At 34.3% G+C, this 21,397-nt stretch carries 15 protein-coding genes; 5 read left to right on the top strand and 10 right to left on the bottom strand.

The window, feature by feature from the left end:
• Positions 1 to 89 precede the first annotated feature (89 nt).
• Positions 90 to 2,672, top strand: coding sequence for a glycoside hydrolase family 3 C-terminal domain-containing protein (locus P8H68_RS08900; protein WP_300323709.1), 2,583 nt, complete (start codon positions 90 to 92; stop codon positions 2,670 to 2,672).
• A gap of 61 nt (positions 2,673 to 2,733) precedes the next feature.
• On the opposite strand, the gene P8H68_RS08895 is transcribed toward P8H68_RS08900, so the two are convergent.
• The 9 genes from P8H68_RS08895 to P8H68_RS08855 form a co-directional block, all read right to left on the bottom strand.
• Complete coding sequence (locus P8H68_RS08895; protein WP_300323706.1) at positions 2,734 to 4,218, bottom strand: hypothetical protein; 1,485 nt, start codon at positions 4,216 to 4,218, stop codon at positions 2,734 to 2,736.
• Positions 4,219 to 4,330: 112 nt separating this feature from the next.
• On the bottom strand, positions 4,331 to 6,349 hold the full coding sequence (locus P8H68_RS08890) for a DUF3857 domain-containing protein (protein ID WP_300323703.1): 2,019 nt from the start codon (positions 6,347 to 6,349) through the stop codon (positions 4,331 to 4,333).
• Positions 6,350 to 6,351: 2 nt separating this feature from the next.
• Positions 6,352 to 8,268 carry a DUF3857 domain-containing protein gene (locus tag P8H68_RS08885; RefSeq protein ID WP_300323700.1) on the bottom strand — a complete coding sequence of 639 codons (1,917 nt, stop codon included), beginning with the start codon at positions 8,266 to 8,268 and terminating at the stop codon, positions 6,352 to 6,354.
• Positions 8,269 to 8,449: 181 nt separating this feature from the next.
• The gene (locus P8H68_RS08880) at positions 8,450 to 9,691 is read right to left on the bottom strand and encodes a SulP family inorganic anion transporter (protein ID WP_366144935.1); all 1,242 of its coding nucleotides are present in this window, start codon (positions 9,689 to 9,691) and stop codon (positions 8,450 to 8,452) included.
• Between the two features lie 191 nt (positions 9,692 to 9,882).
• Positions 9,883 to 10,623, bottom strand: coding sequence for a succinate dehydrogenase/fumarate reductase iron-sulfur subunit (locus P8H68_RS08875; protein ID WP_300323697.1), 741 nt, complete (start codon positions 10,621 to 10,623; stop codon positions 9,883 to 9,885).
• Between the two features lie 9 nt (positions 10,624 to 10,632).
• Complete coding sequence (locus P8H68_RS08870) at positions 10,633 to 12,648, bottom strand: fumarate reductase/succinate dehydrogenase flavoprotein subunit (RefSeq protein ID WP_300323694.1); 2,016 nt, start codon at positions 12,646 to 12,648, stop codon at positions 10,633 to 10,635.
• Between the two features lie 12 nt (positions 12,649 to 12,660).
• Positions 12,661 to 13,338, bottom strand: coding sequence for a succinate dehydrogenase cytochrome b subunit (locus P8H68_RS08865; protein ID WP_300323691.1), 678 nt, complete (start codon positions 13,336 to 13,338; stop codon positions 12,661 to 12,663).
• Positions 13,339 to 13,583: 245 nt separating this feature from the next.
• Positions 13,584 to 15,446: an SLC13 family permease gene (locus P8H68_RS08860; RefSeq protein ID WP_300323688.1), complete on the bottom strand. Its 1,863-nt coding sequence runs from the start codon at positions 15,444 to 15,446 to the stop codon at positions 13,584 to 13,586.
• Between the two features lie 157 nt (positions 15,447 to 15,603).
• Positions 15,604 to 16,230 (bottom strand): hypothetical protein, encoded by a 627-nt coding sequence (locus P8H68_RS08855; RefSeq protein WP_300323685.1) that lies wholly within the window; start codon positions 16,228 to 16,230, stop codon positions 15,604 to 15,606.
• Between the two features lie 96 nt (positions 16,231 to 16,326).
• On the opposite strand from P8H68_RS08855, the gene P8H68_RS08850 reads away from it, so the two are divergent.
• From P8H68_RS08850 to P8H68_RS08840, 3 genes are all read left to right on the top strand, one after another.
• Positions 16,327 to 17,619 carry an aminopeptidase P family protein gene (locus P8H68_RS08850; protein WP_300323682.1) on the top strand — a complete coding sequence of 431 codons (1,293 nt, stop codon included), beginning with the start codon at positions 16,327 to 16,329 and terminating at the stop codon, positions 17,617 to 17,619.
• An 81-nt stretch (positions 17,620 to 17,700) separates the two neighbouring features.
• The gene (gene proC / locus P8H68_RS08845; RefSeq protein WP_300323679.1) at positions 17,701 to 18,504 is read left to right on the top strand and encodes a pyrroline-5-carboxylate reductase; all 804 of its coding nucleotides are present in this window, start codon (positions 17,701 to 17,703) and stop codon (positions 18,502 to 18,504) included.
• A gap of 14 nt (positions 18,505 to 18,518) precedes the next feature.
• Positions 18,519 to 19,298 carry an alpha/beta hydrolase gene (locus P8H68_RS08840; RefSeq protein WP_300323677.1) on the top strand — a complete coding sequence of 260 codons (780 nt, stop codon included), beginning with the start codon at positions 18,519 to 18,521 and terminating at the stop codon, positions 19,296 to 19,298.
• A gap of 3 nt (positions 19,299 to 19,301) precedes the next feature.
• Here the strand turns inward: P8H68_RS08840 and P8H68_RS08835 are convergent, their stop codons facing one another.
• Entirely contained in the window at positions 19,302 to 20,201 is a 900-nt protein-coding gene (locus P8H68_RS08835) for an SPOR domain-containing protein (RefSeq protein ID WP_300323674.1), read from the bottom strand.
• 95 nt (positions 20,202 to 20,296) lie between these two features.
• On the opposite strand from P8H68_RS08835, the gene dprA reads away from it, so the two are divergent.
• Positions 20,297 to 21,397 (top strand): DNA-processing protein DprA, encoded by a 1,101-nt coding sequence (gene dprA / locus P8H68_RS08830; RefSeq protein ID WP_300323671.1) that lies wholly within the window; start codon positions 20,297 to 20,299, stop codon positions 21,395 to 21,397.

The raw sequence follows: 21,397 nt of genomic DNA, 5'->3' as shown, positions 1-21,397 counted from the left end.
ACATGTCCAAATTATGTCCATTGCTTATTTTTTTCTTTTGGGAGGTTTGATTCTAATTTTGAGAGAAATTATTAAAACAACTATATTTTATGAATTATTTAAAGAAAATAAGTTCAGTTGTGTTCTTTATGATGGCAGCCTTCTCTATGAATGCTCAAGTTTGGAAAGATGCAAATGCGAACATTGATGATAGAGTAGAAGATCTATTGTCTAAAATGACTTTGGAAGAAAAAATTAGCTATTGTGGCTCAAGAATCCCTGCTATTGATAGACTAGGTGTTCCTTATTTTGAATGGTATGGAGAAGCATTGCATGGAATTATTGGATGGAATTGTACTCAGTTTCCTCAAAATATTGCCATGGGTTCTACTTGGAATCCAGATTTAATGTTTGACGTTGCTACGGCAATTTCTAATGAATCTAGAGCGCTAAAAAATATTGGTAAAAAGGAAGTCATGATGTTTTCACCAACAGTAAATATGGCTCGTGATCCAAGATGGGGTAGAAATGAAGAATGTTACAGTGAAGATCCACATTTGATGTCAGAGATGGCACGTATGTATATTAGAGGGATGCAAGGAAACGATCCAAAATATGTAAAAACAGTGACCACTGTTAAACATTATGTTGCAAACAATGTGGATAAAGGAAGAGAAAAATCTCATTCTAATATTGGAAAAAAAGATTTGTATGAATATTATTTTCCAGCGTACAAAACTTGCGTAGTGGATGAAAATGCAACGGGAATCATGACGGCTTTGAATGGCTTAAATGGTGTTCCTTGTTCTGCAAACAAATGGTTGGTAAATGATGTACTAAGAAAGCAATGGGGTTTTGAAGGATATGTAATTGCAGATTGGACTGCGGTTCAAGGGTTGGAAACACGTATGCATTATGCAAGTTCTCAGGCCGAGGCAGCAGCAATGGCTATCAAGGCCGGTGTAGATCAGGAATGTTACAGAAATGCAACCAAAAAGGCTCCTATGGTATATGCTTTGCCTACATCTATAGAGGAAGGTTTGATAACGGAAGAAGAGGTCAATGTTTCTGTAAGAAGGATGTTGAAATTGCGTTTTAGAACAGGAGATTTTGACGATCCTTCTTTGAATCCATATTCTAAAATACCAAGGAGTGTTTTGGAGTGCGATGCACACAAAAAATTAGCTTTAAAAGCAGCTGAGCAATCTATCGTTTTACTTAAGAATAAAAAAGATATGCTTCCTTTAAAAAAGGATATTAAAAGTATCGGTGTAGTTGGCCCTTTTGCTGATAGATGTTGGTTAGGGATTTATTCTGGAAATCCTAAAAGTAAAATATCACCCCTGCAAGGAATAAAAAATAGTACTTCAGCTAAAGTATTATATGCAGAGGGATGTTCTTTGGCTAAAGATAAGGAAGATGCTAAGAAAATTGCAGAGGCGGTTGAAGTAGCAAAAAAATCTGAATATGTTGTTGTGCTAGTCGGGAATGATGAGGCTACAGCAACGGAAAATGTTGACAGAAAAACTTTAAAATTACCTGGGAATCAGCATAAACTGATAAAGGAGTTACAAAAGGTGAATAAGAATGTCATCGTAGTTTTAATTCCTAGTGGTGCTACGGATGTTTCTTGGGAGCAAGATAATGTGCCTGCAATACTTTGTGCATGGGCAAATGGACAAGAACAGGGAACAGCCTTGGCAAAGGTGTTGTTTGGAGATGTAAATCCTGGTGGAAAATTAAACGCTACTTGGTTTAAATCGGATAATGATTTGCCAGATTTTAACGATTATAATGTTAAAAATGGTAGAACTTATATGTATTTTAAAGGAGATGCTTTGTATCCGTTTGGTTATGGTTTGAGTTATACAGATTTTGAAATTGAAAAGGTAGTTCTTGATGTGAAAACATTAAAGCCAGAACAATATGTTACTGTAACAGCAACCGTTAAAAACACAGGAAATGTGGATGGTGATGAGGTAGTGCAGGTTTATATAAAGGATGGGAAATCTTCAAAGAAAAAACCGATAAAGGCTTTGAAAGGCTTTGAACGAGTTTCTGTAGCTTCAGGTGCAAGCAAAACAGTGGAGATCAAAATACCTTATGAAGCTTTTGCTTATTACAATGTAGCTGCTGAGAAGTTTAAAGTGAAAGCAGGTAAATTTCAAATTTTAGTTGGGAATTCAAGCGATGCTATAAGCGAGGTGAAAACTTTAAAAGTAGAGGCAGGGAGTATCCCAGAAATTAAAGTGGGTGAAAAAAGCGCCTATTATAATTTTGACCCAGCAAAACATGGAAGAAGTTGGGACTATTTATATACGAATGCGTCTGATATGAGCACTTCTTCTACAAAGAAAGAGGATACTTCTAGTTGGGTTGAATATGAAATTACTTTTTTAGACCCAGGTTTTTATGTAAACACATGGGACGCAGAATTGACTTTTAAGTCTGCGAGTAAAGAGGCAATTATTGAAACTTTTATGGCTGGTAATTCTATGGACAATTACACCATACTGAATAACCAGCGAAAATTAAAAATTAAAATTCCTATTCCTCCAGAGTACGGTCAGCCAGTAAGGCTAAGAATTAAGACTAGAAAAGGAGAGGTAGCACATGAGTCTATTAAAATAATTCCTCCTGGAAAAGTAAAACCATTTGTGATTTCAAAAATCATCGATAGGTCAAAAAACTAATTGGTTTTAGTTAATTATAGTTAGTGAAATTCGGGTAGGCTAAATTCTACCCGGATTTTTTTTAAATGGAGTTTATATAGGTGACCAGATTTTCATCTCTTTGCAAGTCTAGTTTTTTTCTAAGTCTATATCGAGCTTTGTTGACACTATCAGCAGAGATCCCTAATAGTTGTGCCATCTCTTTTGTAGAGAAATTCAACTTTACCAAAGCACATAATTTTAATTCATTTCGGCTAAGGTTTTTGTGTTTATTTCCTAAACTTTCATAAAAAGAACTATTTACTTGGATAAATCTAGTTTCAAATTCTTCCCAGGTTTTTGCTGAGTTTACTTTGATGGTACTTTTTATTTTTTCTACAGAATTAGACCCATCTTTGTTGACATCATCCAACCCTTTTTTTATTTCTTCTAGTAGTTTGTCCTTTTCAATAAGTTGAAGTGCAGTAACGGCTAGTTCTTTTTTCTTTATTTCAATCTCAGCTTTAGCTCTTTCTTTGGCTAACCTTTTTTCTACTTGATGTTTGTTTCGTAATAATTTGATGACGATGACTGATGCGATAATGCTTATGACAATAAGTAAAATAGAAAAAAGTAACTGTGCATTTAATTTTTCTTTTTCGGCATTGACCAATTTTAGTTCTTGTTCTTTTTTGATTCTATTATTGGCAATAATTGATTTTCTGTAAGAGTCTTTTATTTCAAATAATTGTTTGTTACGCTGACTCTGACTGCCGAATAAGCTATCTCCTAAGGATTTTGATTCGTTGATTTGCTCATATGCGAGTTTGTAATTTCCGAGTTCTTTATAGAGTAGAGAAGTTTTTTCCAACAAACCAACTCTAAGTCCTTGCCTAATTTTTTGCTCAGAAATTAATTGTAAACTTTTTTCATAGTACTGCAAGGCTTCCTTATTCCGATTTTGTTTTGCAAATAAATCGCCTAACATCGAATATATGATTGAACTATAATCGTGGTTGTCAGAAATTTCATCAGAAAGAGAGAAGATGAGGTCTTCAGATTCTTTGTAATTTCCTGTCAAGGTGTGTAGGTGAGCTTGTTCTGTTAAAACGTAAATTTTATTTTTTATTGGGGTGTTAAGCGAGTCTAAAATCCTTTGACTCACGGAAAGGTGTTTTTGTGCCAATTCATATTCCTGATTCATTCTATAGGTTAGAGCTGCTGCAAAAAACAAGTTGCTTTTATCCACAGGGACCTCATAAACTCCAGATCTTTTTGCATGATAAAACATAGAGTCAATAGCAGAGATGGCTTTGTCTTTTTTATAAAAAATGGAATATAAAAGTGTCAGGTTTTTATATGCTTTGTATTTAATATCTGGGTTGTTTAACGAGTCAGAGGTTTTTAAAACCTCCCAAATTTTATCGTAGGCTTCAGGGTAATACGCAAGAGATGTAAGTTGTTTTGATTCTTCAAGTTCTTGCTGAATTTTTAAGACAAGACTGTCTTTGTCAAAAGTATGATCTTTAGGCTGTGCAGTTAAAATTAACTGAAAAAAGCATAAAAAAATGACAATCCTTTGGACCATAAAATACCTTATTAGTGAAGTGGAATATTTTTCACAAACTAAGAATAATATTTGTGATAGCCTTCTTGCATTGAAAAAATCCCCTTAATTTTTTAATTAAGGGGATTTGATTTTAGATTTTTGTGAGCACTATTTTTTTCTTTTGTTTGCTAACGAGCTCAGCATAAAAGTTTTTTAAATCACCATAGTATTTGGGTGAAATTATGGAACTATTAATTATTTCCTCTGTCTTGATACTGATGCTGTTGTTGTTAGCTTTAATTAAAAATTTATAGAGACCTAGATTCTCTGGAAGCCCAATACCAAAGGTTTCGGGGATTGATTCAATTTTATAGCCTTCTGGAATTTTTATAGATATTTGATTTTTTTCTTTCCATGGAGTTCCATAATCTACTGGGAAAATTCTTTCTTCCGTTTTAAAAGGATTTACTGTTGTTGAGAAAAAGAATAACGGATTGATATACATTTTTCCATTGATTACCTCAATCATATCATCACTTTCAAACTGAATCATTTGAGTAAATGCCTTATAAGGGATTTTCTTATTTCCAACTCTAAAATTGTTGATTTCTACATGGAATCTATTCTCTAATTTTTGAATTAATTCTTCTTCCTTAGTTTTATTGTTTTTTGATCTATAAGAAAAAGCTTTTAATCCATCCATTTTACGTCTCAGCAAACCATTTACATGGTAGTCACCATCAATGCTAATACTCAAACTATTATTTTCCTCAGAATATTTTTGAGGCGCCAAACTAATTGCTTTTGAACGACCGTCATCTGCTATCATTCTACCATCCCAATTCAAATCCCTCAAAGGAAGATTGTTCGGTGAACTATATTGTTCTGTAGCATCCATTAAAATATAGCCTGCTCCTTCCGCATGTACAGCTGCGATAACGTAGTTAAAGCCTTCCAAGGTTGGGAAAAATGGGATGCCATTATCCCTAGTGCTCAATAGTACTGGGTTGGCTGTAAATCCAGCCTCTCTTAGCATAGAAACCAACATAAGATTTATTTCTGCTACGTTTCCAGTTCCCTCTTTGTATGCTTTACGAACACCTTTGTTTGTATATTTCCCTGAGTATCCATTCCATTTAACTTTAGATTTAGCAAATTCTAAAATGGTGATTAATTTTTGTTGATAGGTTGTTTTTCCTTGTAAAATAGTCTCTAAATCATCTTTAAAATAATTTGAGTATTTTAACTCTTGACCAAAACTTGAGTTCTCAAAAATGGTTTTACTTACAGATTCCCATGTAGAGCTATATTGTTTTAAGTTTGAATTAGGAAAACGTGTTGAACTCAATTCGTATTTGACACCGCCTCTATAATTATTAATACTACTCATATAGGGTTCATTATCCCTAAGTGCAGGGATATCTTTTTGATAATAAACAGTGTGTTTTGACGTATGGTTCACCTTTTCATTATCATATGAGGTAGAAGAAATATTACCAGTAGTTCTAGTTTTGTTCGTCCAACTGATACTTCTATTTAAAGTTTCCTCTTGTGGAGTGATGAAGTAATATCCTTTGTTTTGTTTACTGAAATTATAGTATTCCGGAATTTCAGTGGAATAGAAAAGTTCTTTGATAGGAATATCATACTGGAAATCTAAGTCACGGATATCCCAATAAGGTGAAATAATTGTATAGCTGTATTCAATAATAGATCCCTCATTCACATTAGGCATGGTAAATTTTTTATTTGCCCAAAATTTATTGGCTTGATCTTTGAAAACATTTTTAGAGGATAGCTTTTCTTTTTTTACCTTATCGTTTTCTAGATTATAGGTATAAGCTTTTATATTATGTACCTCCTCATCTGAAGAACCTGTTTCAGGGTCATAATAATTGATGGTTACAGTGGCATGGTCAAAACCATCATTGTTGTAAATTTTTATAATCTCATGAACCTTTGTAACCAACTCAAAAGTGAACTTCTGTTCGTTAAATACAAAATTGGTTTCTCTTTTTTTATAGAGATAACAGGCATTGGCAAGACTATCTTTAGCATAAGATGTTTCTTGCAGTTCTTCTTTTTTTATTTTTCCAAATTTCCTTTTTTGGGCAAAAGTAAATGTCGTTGTTACAAGTAGAGTAACACAGAGTAATGTTAAGTTCTTCATGATTATATTTTAGTCAATGCAATTCTTAGGTTGTCGTATTTGGATATGGATTTTAAAAAATCTCTATAAGTGTTATAGGATTCTTTTGGGAAAATACCATCATAAATTAATAGGCTTCTATGATAGGTGAAGTGGGTTGCATCTATTTTTTCAAAATAAACTTCATAGCTCCCAAAATCATTTGTGATTTCCTTTTTTGCTGGTAGATAAGAAGCTTGATAAGACTCCGGAATTTCGAAAGTATAAGAATCCGTATCCTTGAATCCTCTGGATACTTCAATGGGTAGTTTTCTAGATCTGACTCTAGGAGGTAATTTGTTGTATTTATTAAAAACATTGACTCTAATGAGTAGGTCGTCTCCAGCTAACGAACCATAGTTTTTTATAGAAACGGATACCTTTTCATTAAATGTGACGGAATCTTTATTGTTGTGAAAACTATAGGATTCAAGTTTTAAATTGTTGAGGTTTTTCCAATACTCAGATATATAATAAGTTTGTACTTCTTTGGTGTTATTATTTTCTAAATAATAATGTTGATTGTATTGAGTTCCTTTAGTTGTTATGTCAATCTTACTTTCAATATTCCCTTCCTGAGTTAATGTAATGTTGGCTTTTGTTTCTTGTAAGTTTGTTTCATTCTTATAAACGGTAGTATGTTTTATAAATCCTCCCTCAGGAGTCAAGATCAAAGCATCCCTATCATCGGTAAAGGTTCCTAAAAACCCAAATGGAGTCGTTTGGCTGGTGCATTCTAGCCAATAGTCTTTTCCTTTATAAGGAAGGTTAAGAATTATATGATCTCCTTGAATGGAGTGGAAGTCTTTTTCAATATTTCGTTTGCTACTTTTGGCATAAATTTCTGTGTAGTAAGAAGCAATTCCAACGGCCTCAAGTAAAGATTTGGTATAATTTGTGAGGCCCTTGCAGTCACCATATCCAAGTTTGTGAACATCATTTGAATATGCAGGAGAGAGGCCTCCTATTCCGTACTGAACACTTATATATCTCGTGTTTTCCTGTACATAATTGTAAATAAATTTTGCTTTTTCTAAAGTGTCGGTTAGGTGCTCAGTAAGTTGTTGAATTTGTAATTTGGCTTCTTCAGAAAGATTGTCCTTTTCTTTAATTAAAACATCATATTCCCATTTCCCAAATTCTTTCCAGTTGATTGCAGTTCCCTTTAAGCCTTTAATAGCATAAGTGTCAAGTCCAAAAAGAACGCTAGGAAATAATTTTGTAATACTTGGAGCATAACGCTCGTAGGATTGAGCCTTTTGGTTTTTGATCTCAAAACTAACTTTTTGATCTTCTTTTGTAGCAGTAATTGAAAATCCATCAAAATTTCTTTCCTTGGCTCTTAGATGAATGCTTTTAGGATTTAAAATGGTATACCTGTTTTTTTCAATGGAGACATGAAATCCCTCAATAGGGAACCATTTTGGTATGGCACTTGTAGTGTTTGTTTTTATTTCTGATTCTAATACTACTGTATAAGGGTATGAGCTAGCCGTATATTCTAAATATTTATATCTACCGTCAGAAGCTAGAGTAGAGCCGCTGGTAGCAGTAACATCCTGAAATTTTGATTTCGAAAATTTTTTAAGTTTTTTCCCTGATGCATTGTAGACGATTGCTTGTAGAGAAATTATCTTTTGATTATCACTATAATAGAATGTTGCATCAAGATTGCGGTTTCCAGCTTTGTTAAGAACGGTTACAATACGCTTTGTTTTGATAGACATTTCGTCGCTATCCTCAATAGTAGCAACAGTTTCGTTTAATCGAATTACAGCGTTCGCATTTTCTTTCAGTTCAGCTGGAATAAGAAAAGAGGATAGTGCTATTTCTTGTGAAAATAGGGTAGCAGTTGTCATAAAAATAACAATAGCTACTAGGGGTATTTGTAGTAATTTCATGATGTAGATTGAAGTTGTAAAAGTAATAAAAACAAATTGTTAGAGCTTATTATTTAATAAATGTTTATTTTACGTTTAACTGTGTTTTTCCGGAGGTTTTTAAAAATGTTTAAAAAAAAGAAAAATGAAAACCCTATAGAAAATCGACTATAGGGTTTTGAAAGATTGAAATTGCAAAGGGTTATGCCATTTTAATTTTTCTCCTTTTGTTGTAGTTTGAAAATACTTTGAATGTATAGGAAACAATAACTCCTATTGCAACTGCGAAAATTAAATCCCAAAAAACGGTTAAGGTTAACACAAGAAACATAACAAGAACATCTTTTATGGGCAGATTATGTATGTTTTTTAATGTTTTCTTATCCATTACACCAATACCAACGGTAACCAAAATTCCCGCAAGTACAGCGTTAGGGATATGAGAGGCGAGTGGACCTAAAATCATTAAAAAGAAAAGAAGTAGAATAGCTGCTGCCATTCCAGATAGTTTTGTTTTTCCTCCGGCATCAATGTTCACTACAGTACGGATTGTTGCTCCGGCCCCTGGAATTCCACCAAAAAGCGCAGCAATAGAATTTCCTATACCTTGTCCAATAAGTTCCTTATTGCTGTTGTGTTTTGTATCGGTCATATTATCTGCTACGACAGAGGTTAATAAAGAATCAATGGTACCTAATAGGGCTAATGACAGGGAGGTTAAAATATAGGGAGTAAATGTTCCGAATGAAAAGCTGGTAAAAATATCGAAGTTCAACTTAGGGAATCCGGTAGGGATATTTCCGATGATTCCAAATGAGGCTGGATCTAAAAATACAACGGAAGCAATAGTAACAGCAAATAATGCTACGAGTGTACTTGGAACTGCCTTGGTGATTTTTTTAAAACCATATATAATGGCTATAGTAGCGATAGCTAAAACAAATTCTGTTATTTTAATATGGGTTATTGCATGTGGAATTGATTCGATTGAGGCAAGAACACCACCAGCTTTAAAACCTAGTACATTGGGAAGTTGGGTAATTAAAATAATACAACCAATTCCTGTCATAAAGCCGGAAACTACAGTGCTTGGAATATATTTGATCAAACTTCCTAATTTCAATAAACCGAATAAAATTTGAAAAATACCTGCGGCAAAAAACACACATAATATAAGTGGGAGAGCTTTCGTAATGTCACCATTATTGGCATGGAGAATTGTAGCAACTGCAACCAGACTGACTGCTGTCATGGGAGCAGTAGGTCCGCTAATTTGTGTGGAAGTACCTCCGAACAGCGCGGCAAAAAATCCAATAAAAATAGCGCCATATAATCCTGCTGAAGCGCCTAAACCTGATTGTAATCCGAATGCGAGAGCTAGGGGTAGGGCTACGATTCCTGCGGTTATTCCTCCTAGTAAATCTCCTTTAAAATTTTGTAACATAGTCTTATGATTTTGATACTGTAAAATTATCAAACCATAGTATTAAAAAAAGACTAAAATGTCTTTTTAACGAAAACGTTATCTTAAATTTATGAAAATCGGGTTAGGGTTATAGGTGATTATAAAAGCAACAAAAAAGCCCTTTTCAAATCAATGAAAAGGGCTTTTAATATTTGAATTAAAAACTTGTTTTACAAACTAGCTTTTAAGAATTCACGGTTCATACGAGCAATGTTTTCTAAAGAAATTCCTTTAGGACATTCTACCTCACATGCTCCTGTATTTGTACAGTTTCCGAATCCTTCATCATCCATTTGTTGTACCATGCTTAGGACTCTTTCAGTAGCTTCAACTTGACCTTGTGGCAACAAAGCATATTGAGAAACTTTAGCTCCAACAAATAACATGGCAGAGGAGTTTTTACAAGTAGCTACACAAGCTCCACAACCAATACAAGTAGCAGCATCCATTGCTTTGTCTGCATCAATTTTAGAAATAGGTGTTGCGTTTGCATCTTGCGTATTACCAGAAGTATTTACAGAGATGTAACCACCTGATTGTTGAATTCTATCAAAAGAAGTACGGTCTACAACTAAATCCTTGATTACAGGGAAAGCAGTTGCTCTAAATGGCTCAATATGGATTGTATCTCCATCCTTGAAAGAACGCATGTGTAACTGACAAGTAGTAATACCTCTATCAGGTCCATGAGCTTCACCATTGATGTACATAGAACACATACCGCAAATTCCTTCACGACAGTCATGGTCAAATGCAACCGGCTCTTCACCTTTGTTGATTAATTGTTCATTCAAGACATCCATCATTTCTAAGAACGACATATGCTCTGAAATATCAGTTACTTTATAGTCCACCAATTGACCTTTGTCATCAGCGTTTTTTTGTCTCCAGATTTTAAGTGTTAAATTCATAATGTCTTCTTATTTGTATGAACGTTGTTTAAGTTCAATGTCGTTAAATTCTAATTCTTCTTTATGAAGTACCGCATCTCCAGGTTCTCCTTTGTATTCCCAAGCAGAAACATAAGCAAAATCTTTATCGTTACGTTTAGCCTCTCCTTCTTGTTCTCCGTCTAATTCAACAGATTCTTCTCTAAAGTGACCTCCACAAGATTCATTTCTATCTAAGGCATCTTTAGCGAATAACTCTCCTAATTCTAAGAAGTCAGCAACTCTCGTTGCTTTTTCTAATTCAGGATTCATTTCGTCTGAAGTTCCAGGAACATTAACATTTTTCCAGAAATCTTCACGTAAAGCTTTGATTTCAGCCATAGCCTCTTTCAATCCTTTTTCATTACGAGACATTCCTACTTTATCCCACATGATTTCACCTAATTTTTTATGGTAATAATCAACAGAGTGTTCACCTTTATTACTGATAAAGAAATTAATTAATTCTTTAACAGATTTTTCAGCTTCTTCAAATTCTGGAGAATCTGTAGAGATTTTTCCAGTTCTAATGTCGTCAGATAAGTAATCTCCGATAGTGTATGGCAATACGAAATATCCATCAGCCAAACCTTGCATCAATGCAGATGCTCCTAATCTATTTGCACCGTGGTCAGAGAAGTTAGCCTCTCCAATACAGTAACATCCAGGAATAGTTGTCATTAAGTTGTAATCAACCCAAACACCACCCATTGTGTAGTGAGTTGCTGGGTAAATCATCATTGGTGTTTTGTATGGATTCTCATCAACGATTTTCTCATACATTTGGAATAAGTTTCCGTATTTCGCTTCAACAACAGCTTGACCTAAGTCATATATTTCTGAAGCAGATGCATTGTCAATCCCTTTAATTTTAGCTTGCTCTTTTCCGTAACGGTCAATGGCAGCAGCAAAATCTAAGTATACAGCTTCTCCTGTAGCATTTACACCATAACCAGCATCACAACGCTCTTTAGCTGCTCTAGAGGCAACATCACGAGGTACTAAGTTACCAAATGCAGGATATCTTCTTTCTAAGTAATAATCTCTATCTTCTTCAGCAATCTCCGTTGCTTTTAATTTTCCTTCTTGAATTGCTTTTGCATCTTCAATTTTAGCAGGAACCCAAATACGACCATCATTACGTAAAGACTCTGACATCAAAGTCAATTTAGATTGATAGTCTCCAGATCTAGGAATACAAGTTGGGTGAATTTGAGTATAACAAGGATTTGCAAAGAATGCTCCTTTTTTATGAATTTTCCATCCGGCTGTTACGTTAGATCCCATTGCATTTGTAGAAAGGAAATACACATTTCCGTATCCTCCTGATGCAATAACCACCGCGTGAGCAGAGTGACGTTGGATTTCTCCAGTGATCATGTTACGTGCAATAATTCCTCTTGCTTTTCCATCTACCAATACTACATCTAGCATTTCATGACGGTTGTGCATTTCAATTTTACCACGAGCAATCTGACGGTTCATTGCAGAGTAAGCTCCTAATAATAATTGTTGTCCTGTTTGTCCTTTAGCGTAAAAAGTACGAGATACCAATACACCACCAAAAGAACGGTTGTCTAATAATCCACCATAGTCACGTGCAAAAGGAACTCCTTGCGCCACACATTGGTCAATAATATTTCCAGAAACTTCAGCCAAACGATGCACGTTTGCTTCACGTGAACGGTAATCACCACCTTTTACAGTATCATAAAATAATCTGTAAGTAGAATCACCATCACCTTGATAGTTTTTGGCAGCATTGATCCCTCCTTGAGCAGCAATAGAGTGCGCTCTACGAGGAGAATCTTGGTAAGCAAAAGCTTTTACGTTATATCCTAACTCAGCTAAAGAAGCGGCAGCAGAACCACCCGCCAAACCTGTTCCAACAACAATAACATCAATGTTACGCTTGTTTGCAGGGTTTACTAAGTCGATTTTGTCTTTGTATGTTGTCCACTTATCTTTAATTGGACCTTTAGGAATTCTTGAATTTAAAGTCGTCATATTTATATAAGATTAATGGTTTAAGAAATGAAATACAGCTACTAAAATAAATCCAGCAGGAACAATGATAGAGTATATCTTACCTGCAGCTTTCACTGTTTTTGTGTATTTATTGTTGAATCCCATTGACTGGAAAGCCGATTGAAATCCGTGTGATAAGTGCAATCCTAATAATACGAATGATACTACATAAGCCAACACTCTCAATGGATTTACAAATTTGTGTTGTAATTCCTCAAAATATCTGAAGTCTTGAGTCCCTTCTAATAATCCGCTCATGTCACCGTGAACATACTTTACATTTAATTCTGGAATCCAGAAATCAATAAAGTGCAATACGATAAAAGCAAGAATTACCAAACCACTGTACACCATGTTTCTTGAAGTCCAAGTTGAATTGGCAGCTCCATTGTCTTTAGCATACTTTACTGCTGTAGCTTTTTTGTTTTTTAATTCTAATACAAATCCCATTACAAAATGAAATACAACACCAAAAATTAAGATAGGTTGTAATAAAAATTGAACCATAGGATTGGTTCCCATAAAGTGTGATAAATGGTTGAATAATGTTTCGCTAAATAATGAAGTTAAATTAACTGATAAATGCATTATTAAGAAAAAGATAAGGAAGAGTGCTGACAGTGCCATGGCCACTTTCCTTGCAATTGATGAAGATAGAAATCCGCTCATTTTTAATTTAGTTTTAAGAATCGCACAAAGGTACTACTTAGATTTTCTTTTGAGAAAAAAAGATACTGTTTTTTTGTTTATTTAGAATGGTTTTAAGAAAACGATTTCGTGCTCTTAATCTCATTGATTAGTAGTGTTTTGTTTTTCGGTTTTTATAAGGTTTTTTGTTTTTTTTAATCGTTTTTATTACAGTTATAAACCTAAAAAACTAAGTATTAGTACGTAGTTTTTTAGGTGTTTTGTTATCAATTGTATGGCCAAATCATTGGAATTAAAATAATACTAACGATAAAAAAGATACCTAATAGGATGGCTCCACTTTTTAGATAATCTGTAAATTTATAGTTACCGGCATTCATTACCATAGTATTGGTTGGTGTTCCAAATGGTGTTAAGAAAGCTGTTGAAGCACTTACGGCAAGAGCCATCATAAATGGGTGTGGAGAATAGCCTAATTCTAAAGAAGCAACTAAAACAATAGGCGCCATTAAAATTGCTGTTGCCGTGTTGCTCATCACCTGACTTAAGAAAGAGGTAATTAAAAAGATACCGGCTAAAAAGTAAGTTGGGTGCATGTCACCTAATAGCGTTATCATTGAATCTGCAATATATTTGGCTCCTCCAGTTTTTTGTAAGGCAACTCCCATGGGGATCATACCGGCCATAATGATGATTACGTTCCAGTTGATCGCACGGTAGGATTGATTCATATTGATACAACCTCCGGCAATCATAATAAATGCGGTTAGCATTACCGTAATTGATGAAGAAAAAGGTCCCCAAATAAACATAGACACCATAAATACCATCGCTAGTATAGAAATCACACCTTTTCTTGTGATTTTACCAACTTCTTTGGATAGTTCTTCTGGAGATCCAATAATTAAGAAATCTCTGCTTTCTTCTTGAATCGCTTTGATGTCTTCCCATTTGGCTCTTACTAAAATAGAATCTCCTTCTTGCAAGTCAAATTCTCTACCTCTGATACGTTTGTTGTGTCTGTTCAATGCCATCACTTGGACATTGTATTTTTCACCAAATCTACCCGTGTTGATATGTCTTCCTTTATAGCTAGATTTTGGGGCAACAATCAATTCACAAATACCAACCTCATCAGAAAGTACATTCTGTTTTACAAATTCTCCATCAACTTCTTCTAGTTTTGTAGCGGCTACATTGTGCTTGTCAATAAATCTATTGATACGCATTTCACTACAGTTTACTAAAAGTTCATCTCCGGCTTTGAATTCTCTATCCAGATCTGGAAATTCATCCGGTTCCGATTTTTTAAAACCTACTTTTTTTAGGAATGAGGTTGTGGAATCTTCTTGTGGGATAATTTTTATAATATTTACTCCCATGGTAGATCCTAGTTTCATTTGTTTAATGGATTGTCCGATGGCAGATGAATTTGGTCTGATTCTAACTTTCCAGAATCCTTCAAATAATTGGTATGAATCTTCAATGTTTTGAATAGACTCATCAATATCTTCCATTCTTCTTGATTCGTTGTTTGGTAAAAGTTTTGTTCCAAAATATCTCATGTATATAACCGTAAGAATCAATAAAGGAACACCGATCAATGAAAATTCAAAAAATCCAAACTCTGGGACTCCAGCATCAATCATCGCTTGATTGGTAACAATATTGGTTGGTGTACCTGTTAAGGTTAGCAAACCTCCGGTGGCCGCCGCAAAAGATAAAGGAATTAACATTTTTGAAGCCGGTGTTTTCAAACGCCAGGCTGCAGCTATAATTACGGGCATCAAGGAGGCTACGGTTCCTGTATTACTCATAAAGGCCGATAGGATGGCTGAACCTATAATAATGAGGACTAATAGTTTGTTTGAATTGTTTTTTGATAATTGGATGATTTTATTTCCGAGCCAAGAAGTCAAACCTGCTCTACTCATGGCTTCACCAACAATAAATAATCCCGCAATTAGGATGATACTGGAGTTGCTAAAGCCAGAAAAAGTTTCGTTTACTGTAAGGATTCCTGTCATGCTCAAAGCCATCATACTGGTAAGGGCAACGATATCAGGTCTTATCTTTCCTGACACGAAAAGAACAATTGTGATTGCTAAAATAATAAATGTAATTTCCATAATTCTGATGTTTATTCTACAAATTTATACCTAACAAAAATGGACGATTATGATATATATCACTTCTGTTTTTTAGGCGTGTTTATGATTCTTTTAAGGCCCTGTAACCTCTTGTTTTCTAGCTACGAATACGATATCGTAGATAGTTTTAAATATTTTAAACCTTTTTTTTATTTGAGCTTATCAAGCATTTCGGATTGCTCCATTGTCCTTTGTAATCTTCTAAATTAATATTTTCTCCGTAGCAGTTTTGATAATTTCCAGCAGGATCTTTTCTTAGTATTTTTAGTTTTCCTTGGTGTATTTGTTCGAGTACCAAATCTATGAATTTGGATTTGTCGGCCTTCTTGTTTTCTTTGAAAATTAAGATTCCTATATTGTTGTTGTAAAGATCCATTTCTGATGAAGCTTCATCTGGAATACTGCCATCTTCTAGTTTGTTTTTTTTGTAATATTTGTAATTTCCTTTTTCATGCGCCTTGCCTAAACTTTTGGCAGATCTTTTCCCAATTCCTTGAGAAAGTGTTGCCATCCAATAAGCATGTCGGAAGGCATCTACTTGACCTCCATTTTTGTCTCCATCTAAACGATTTGTAGTAGCAATAGAATCTGCTGTTTTTTGAGCAGCTGTTGAAATTCTGTAGGCTTTTTTTGCCTTAAAGGGATGAGAAATAACCCAGCATTTTTCTGCGGCTGAAAGTTTTTTGAAACCAGACTTATTTGCTTGTCCAAAACTTGCATATATGCAAAGAAGAATAAATAGGGAAGAGAGGTTTTTTTTCAAGGCAATGCTAAATTAAATCTAACAATACAAATTTATGGAATTGTAAGTATAGTTTGTGTTAAGGTTTTATATTTTTACAAGACAAAATATTTTATCATGAAATACGATCCGATCAGCAGTAGTTTGTTTGTGAAAAACAGAAAAAAGTTTGTTTCTCAGTTGAAGCCTAAATCTTTTGCATTTTTTAATTCAAATGATATTTATCCCGTGAGTGCAGATAGTACTTTGCCCTTTGCACAGCATAGAGATATTTTTTATTTAACCGGGGTCGATCAAGAGGAGAGTGTTTTGTTCTTATTTCCGGACGCAAAGAAAAAAGAGTATCGTGAAATTTTGTTTGTAAGAGAGACTAATGAGCATATTGCTATTTGGGAAGGTGCCAAATTAACCAAATCCGAAGCTACCAAGACTTCTGGCGTAGAGACGGTTCTTTGGCTGGATGAATTGGATGCTGTTTTTTCTGAATTGATGGAAGAGGTTGAAAATGTATATATCAATATCAATGGTCATTATAGAGCAAAGGTTGAAACTGAAACAAGAGAGGATCGTTTTATCAAAAAGGTGAAAAAGGATTTTTCTGAGAAGAATTATGAAGAAAGTAATCCTATTTTGCAACGTATAAGATCGATTAAAGAAAAGGAAGAATTGGAGTTGATTCAAAAGGCTTGTGATATTACTGAAAAAGGCTTTAGAAGATTGCTTCCTTTTGTGAAACCTGGTGTTTGGGAATATGAAATTGAGGCTGAACTGATTCATGAATTTGTGAAAAATAGGTCAAAAGGATTTGCTTATACACCCATAGTGGCATCTGGGAATAATGCCAATGTATTGCATTATATTGAAAACAATCAACAGTGTAAAAAAGGAGAGCTCATATTGATGGATGTGGCGGCCGAATACGCAAATTATTCTAGTGATTTAACACGTACTATTCCGGTTTCTGGATTATTTACTTCCCGCCAGAAAGAAGTATATAATGCGGTAAATAGAATCAAAAAAGAAGCAACTCAAATGTTGGTGCCAGGAGTGATAATTAAGGATTATCATGCTGAAATAGGGAAACTAATGACGTCTGCTTTGTTAGATCTGAATTTGTTAGACAAAGTAACTATCCAAAATGAAGATCCAGAATGGCCAGCCTATAAAAAGTATTTTATGCACGGAACTTCACATCATATGGGCTTAGATACGCATGATTATGGAATATTAACAGATCCTATCGAAAAAAATATGGTTTTTACTGTTGAGCCTGGAATCTATATTCCTGAAGAAGGGTTTGGAATTCGTTTGGAGGATGATGTTGTAGTGCAAGAAACGGGTTCACCATTTAATCTAATGCAAAATATACCTATTGAGGCTGAAGAAATTGAAGATTTGATGAATTCATGAAATTGAAAACTTTCCTAGAATTTTCTAAAAGAGTACTTTTGCCATTCTTACTAATAAGAACAGAATTCAATTGAGAATATCATGAAAAAAATTACGGTAATCGGAGGTGGAAACATGGGTTTCACATATGCAGAATCTATTTACAATTCTAATTTAGATGCAAGTATTGAGGTACTTGAAAAGTCTGTTGAAAGAATTGATGAAATTAATAATTTAAATACGATTTCTGCAGGAGATGATTTTAGTATTCTAAAAGATTCTGATGTTATTTTTTTAGCAGTCAAACCACAAATAGCACCTTCCGTTTTTGAAGGAATCAAAGAATTATTAAACAAAGAACAATTGGTGGTTTCTATAATGGCAGGAACAACTATCGAAACGATCCAAAATGGATTAGGATTGGATAAGGTTGTAAGAGCAATGCCCAATTTACCATCACAAGTTAAGCTAGGAGTTACTACTTATGTTGGTTCAAATGAGGTTTCCACTCAAGATTTAGAATTGGTAGGTGGAATTCTAGAAACTACAGGTGAAGCTATATTGGTTGAAAATGAAGATGCCATTGATAAATCTACTGGTATCTCAGGTAGTGGACCTGGTTTTGTTTTTTATATGATGAATGCAATGGTTGCTGCTGCTGAAAATTTAGGTTTTTCTCCTGAGCAGTCTAAGACCTTAGTGTCTCAAACTTTTGGTGGAGCTGTGAAATTGTATGAAGAAAATGATATTTCTTTAACGGAATGGATGGATAGAGTTGCTTCAAAAGGAGGTACCACTATTGCAGGATTGAATTATTTAGACGAAGTAAATGTAGGTGAAGGAATTCAAGGATGTGTAAAGACATGTGTAGCTCGAGCATTTGAGTTAGGAGGTAAAAAACAGTAAACACTTTTAACTATATGTTTGTTTCTTATAAAAACACACAAATTCATTTTACAGAAACCGGTTCTGGAACTGCGGTAGTATTGTTACATGGGTTTTTGGAAAATACAACCATGTGGAATTCTACAGTCGCATTCTTGTCACAAAGATACCGTGTGATAGCAATTGATTTGTTGGGACATGGTTTGTCGGAAAATTTAGGATATGTGCATACAATGGAGCAGATGGCAGAAGCTGTTCAAGAGGTGCTGTATCATTTGAAAATTAGAAAAGCTTTTTTAATCGGGCATTCAATGGGAGGCTATGTGGCATTGGCTTTTGCAGAGTTTTTTCCGGATAATGTAAAAGGACTCTGTTTGTTAAACTCAACAAGTCGTGCCGATTCTGAAGAAAAACAAATTGGACGTGATAGAGCGATTCAAATTGTAAAGGAAAACCATACGTCATTTATTAGAAATTCTATACCAATGCTCTTTAGGTCAAAGAATAGAAAATTATACAGAGCAGAAATCAATGAAGTAAAGAAAGAGGCATTGAAAACATCCAAACAAGGAATTATTGCTGCCTTGGAGGGAATGAAAATTAGAAATGATAGAGAGGTGTTATTGCATTTCGGGCCCTATCCAAAAATTATGATTATTGGAGAAAAAGATCCTGTTTTAAAACTAGAAGATTTGTTAGATCAGGTTTCAGGTACAGAAACCGTGGTGCATAGATTTTCAGAAGGACATATGTCTCATATAGAAAACAAGGATGAAATGCTTACGGTACTATCTGATTTTTTGAAAAAGAACTAAGGCTTATTTGATGTAAAGCCAAGCGTCTTTTGCAATATTCTTTTTGATAATTTTTAAGTGTTCTTTAGCTTCTTTTCTTGTGGTGTAACTTTCAAAACTTACTTGAGTAAGTCCCCATTTGTTAACTCCTACAATTTGCGCATTGAAGCCTTTTTTCTTTAATTGGTTTACTTTTTTCAAAGCATTGGCTTTTTCAGAAAAGGCACCTGCAATTAAATGAAACTTTTTTGGAAGTTCTTTTTTAACTACATCCAAATTGATTTCTGGCAAAGGATTACTGATTACAAAAGTAGCTTCTTGTATTTTTCTTGAAACAGTCTCTTGATATTCTTTGGCAAGACTTGAGGTTTTTTTCTGGTAAACCGAATTATAGCTAAGAGCTCCGATAGTTAAAAATGCAGCAACAGTGGCGGCGTATTTTAAATATCCTGGTGATTTTCTTTTTTCAGATGTTTCAAGTTGTGTTACTTTTTGTTTGTATTCAACTCGTTTTATAGCATCTGATTGGAAGGTGTCAAGTCCAAAAGAACTCGCTAGATAATTTGTAGTTTCAACAGGAGCAAAAATAATTTTATTTTCCTTGTTTAAGCGTAACGTACCAATTGCTTTTAAGTCAATAGAATTATCTTTTAAAAGAGTATTCCAATTTGCAACGGCTAATTCAATTTTTTGAATTGCTTCTTCAAAAGAAATGTTTTCTGAGGAAGCGATATAGTTAGCAAGTAACCCATCATTGTTTACCAACTGACTATTGAAACTTAATTTCTTAGTTGGAGGTGTAAACGTATGCGTATAATGATTGATAGTAGATGAAATTGAATTTGAAACAAATCCTCCAAAACCAGGTACGATTACACATTCGTAACGGTACAATAAATCGCTGATGTATTTTGATAACTGCATAAAACAAATATATATAAAATCTTATTCGAGAATGATCATGTTATTAAAAAATTATGAACATTTATTTTGTAACTTATATATCAAATTGTTACGAGATGAAAGAGAACGAATTATTGTATGCCTTGGCTCTGCAAAGGGTCAAAGGGGTAGGGGATATCATTGCAAAAAAGCTTATTGAGACTTGCGGTAGTCCCAAAAGTGTGTTTGAGGAACGTTCTAAAACACTTCAAAAAATTAATGGAATCGGTACGGTTTTGTTGAAAAATATATTTGATTCGGAAACTTTAAAAGAAGCAGAAAAAGAGCTTTTGTTTTTGCAGAAGAATGCTATAAAACCTTGTTATTTTCTAGAGGAATCTTATCCCTCTTATTTGAAAAATTGTATCGATGGTCCTTTTCTCTTTTTTAAGGATGGTGATTTTGATTTTGATAATAAAAAAATTTTGAGTGTTGTAGGTACTAGAAATATGACAAACTATGGTAAAGATTTTTGTCGGGATTTGATCGATGGTCTCTCCGGTTATGATCCTATGATAATTAGTGGTTTTGCTTATGGTGTGGATATTTGTGCGCATCGAGCGGCCTTGGAACATAAACTTCAGACCGTAGGGGTTTTTGCACATGGTTTGGATCAGGTGTATCCTAAGGTTCATAAAAAATACATGGCAGAAATGTATGAGCGCGGCGGTTTTATCTCTGAGTTTTGGAGTGAGGAACAGCCCTTGAAAGAAAATTTTTTAAAACGAAATAGAATAGTAGCAGGTATTTCTGAAGCTACGATTGTCATAGAGTCGGCTTCAAGAGGAGGTTCTTTGGCGACAGCAACTATTGCAAATTCATACGGAAGAGATGTCTTTGCGGCCCCGGGAAGAAGTACGGACGTGTACAGCGCCGGCTGTAATAATTTGATAAGATCGAATAAAGCGGCTCTGATTACATCGGCTGCCGATTTGATTGATCTCCTTGGATGGAAAAAAGAAAAGTCGAAGAAAGTAATTCAGCCTACTTTGTTTCTCGATTTACAAGAAGATGAGCAAAAAGTTTTTGACTACCTAAGTCAGAGAAAAAAAGAACTCTTGGATATTATTGCTTTGGAGTGTGATATTTTAATACATAAAACTGCCTCTATTTTGTTTCAGTTAGAAATGAAAGGCTTGATACGACCCTTGCCGGGTAAATTGTTTGAGGTGATATAG

The organism is Flavicella sp. (genome assembly GCF_029238425.1).
In the GTDB taxonomy this organism is placed as follows: Bacteria; Bacteroidota; Bacteroidia; order Flavobacteriales; family Flavobacteriaceae; genus Flavicella.
Note: the sequence above shows the minus strand (reverse complement) of the source record. Positions and strands in the feature narration are given on the sequence as shown.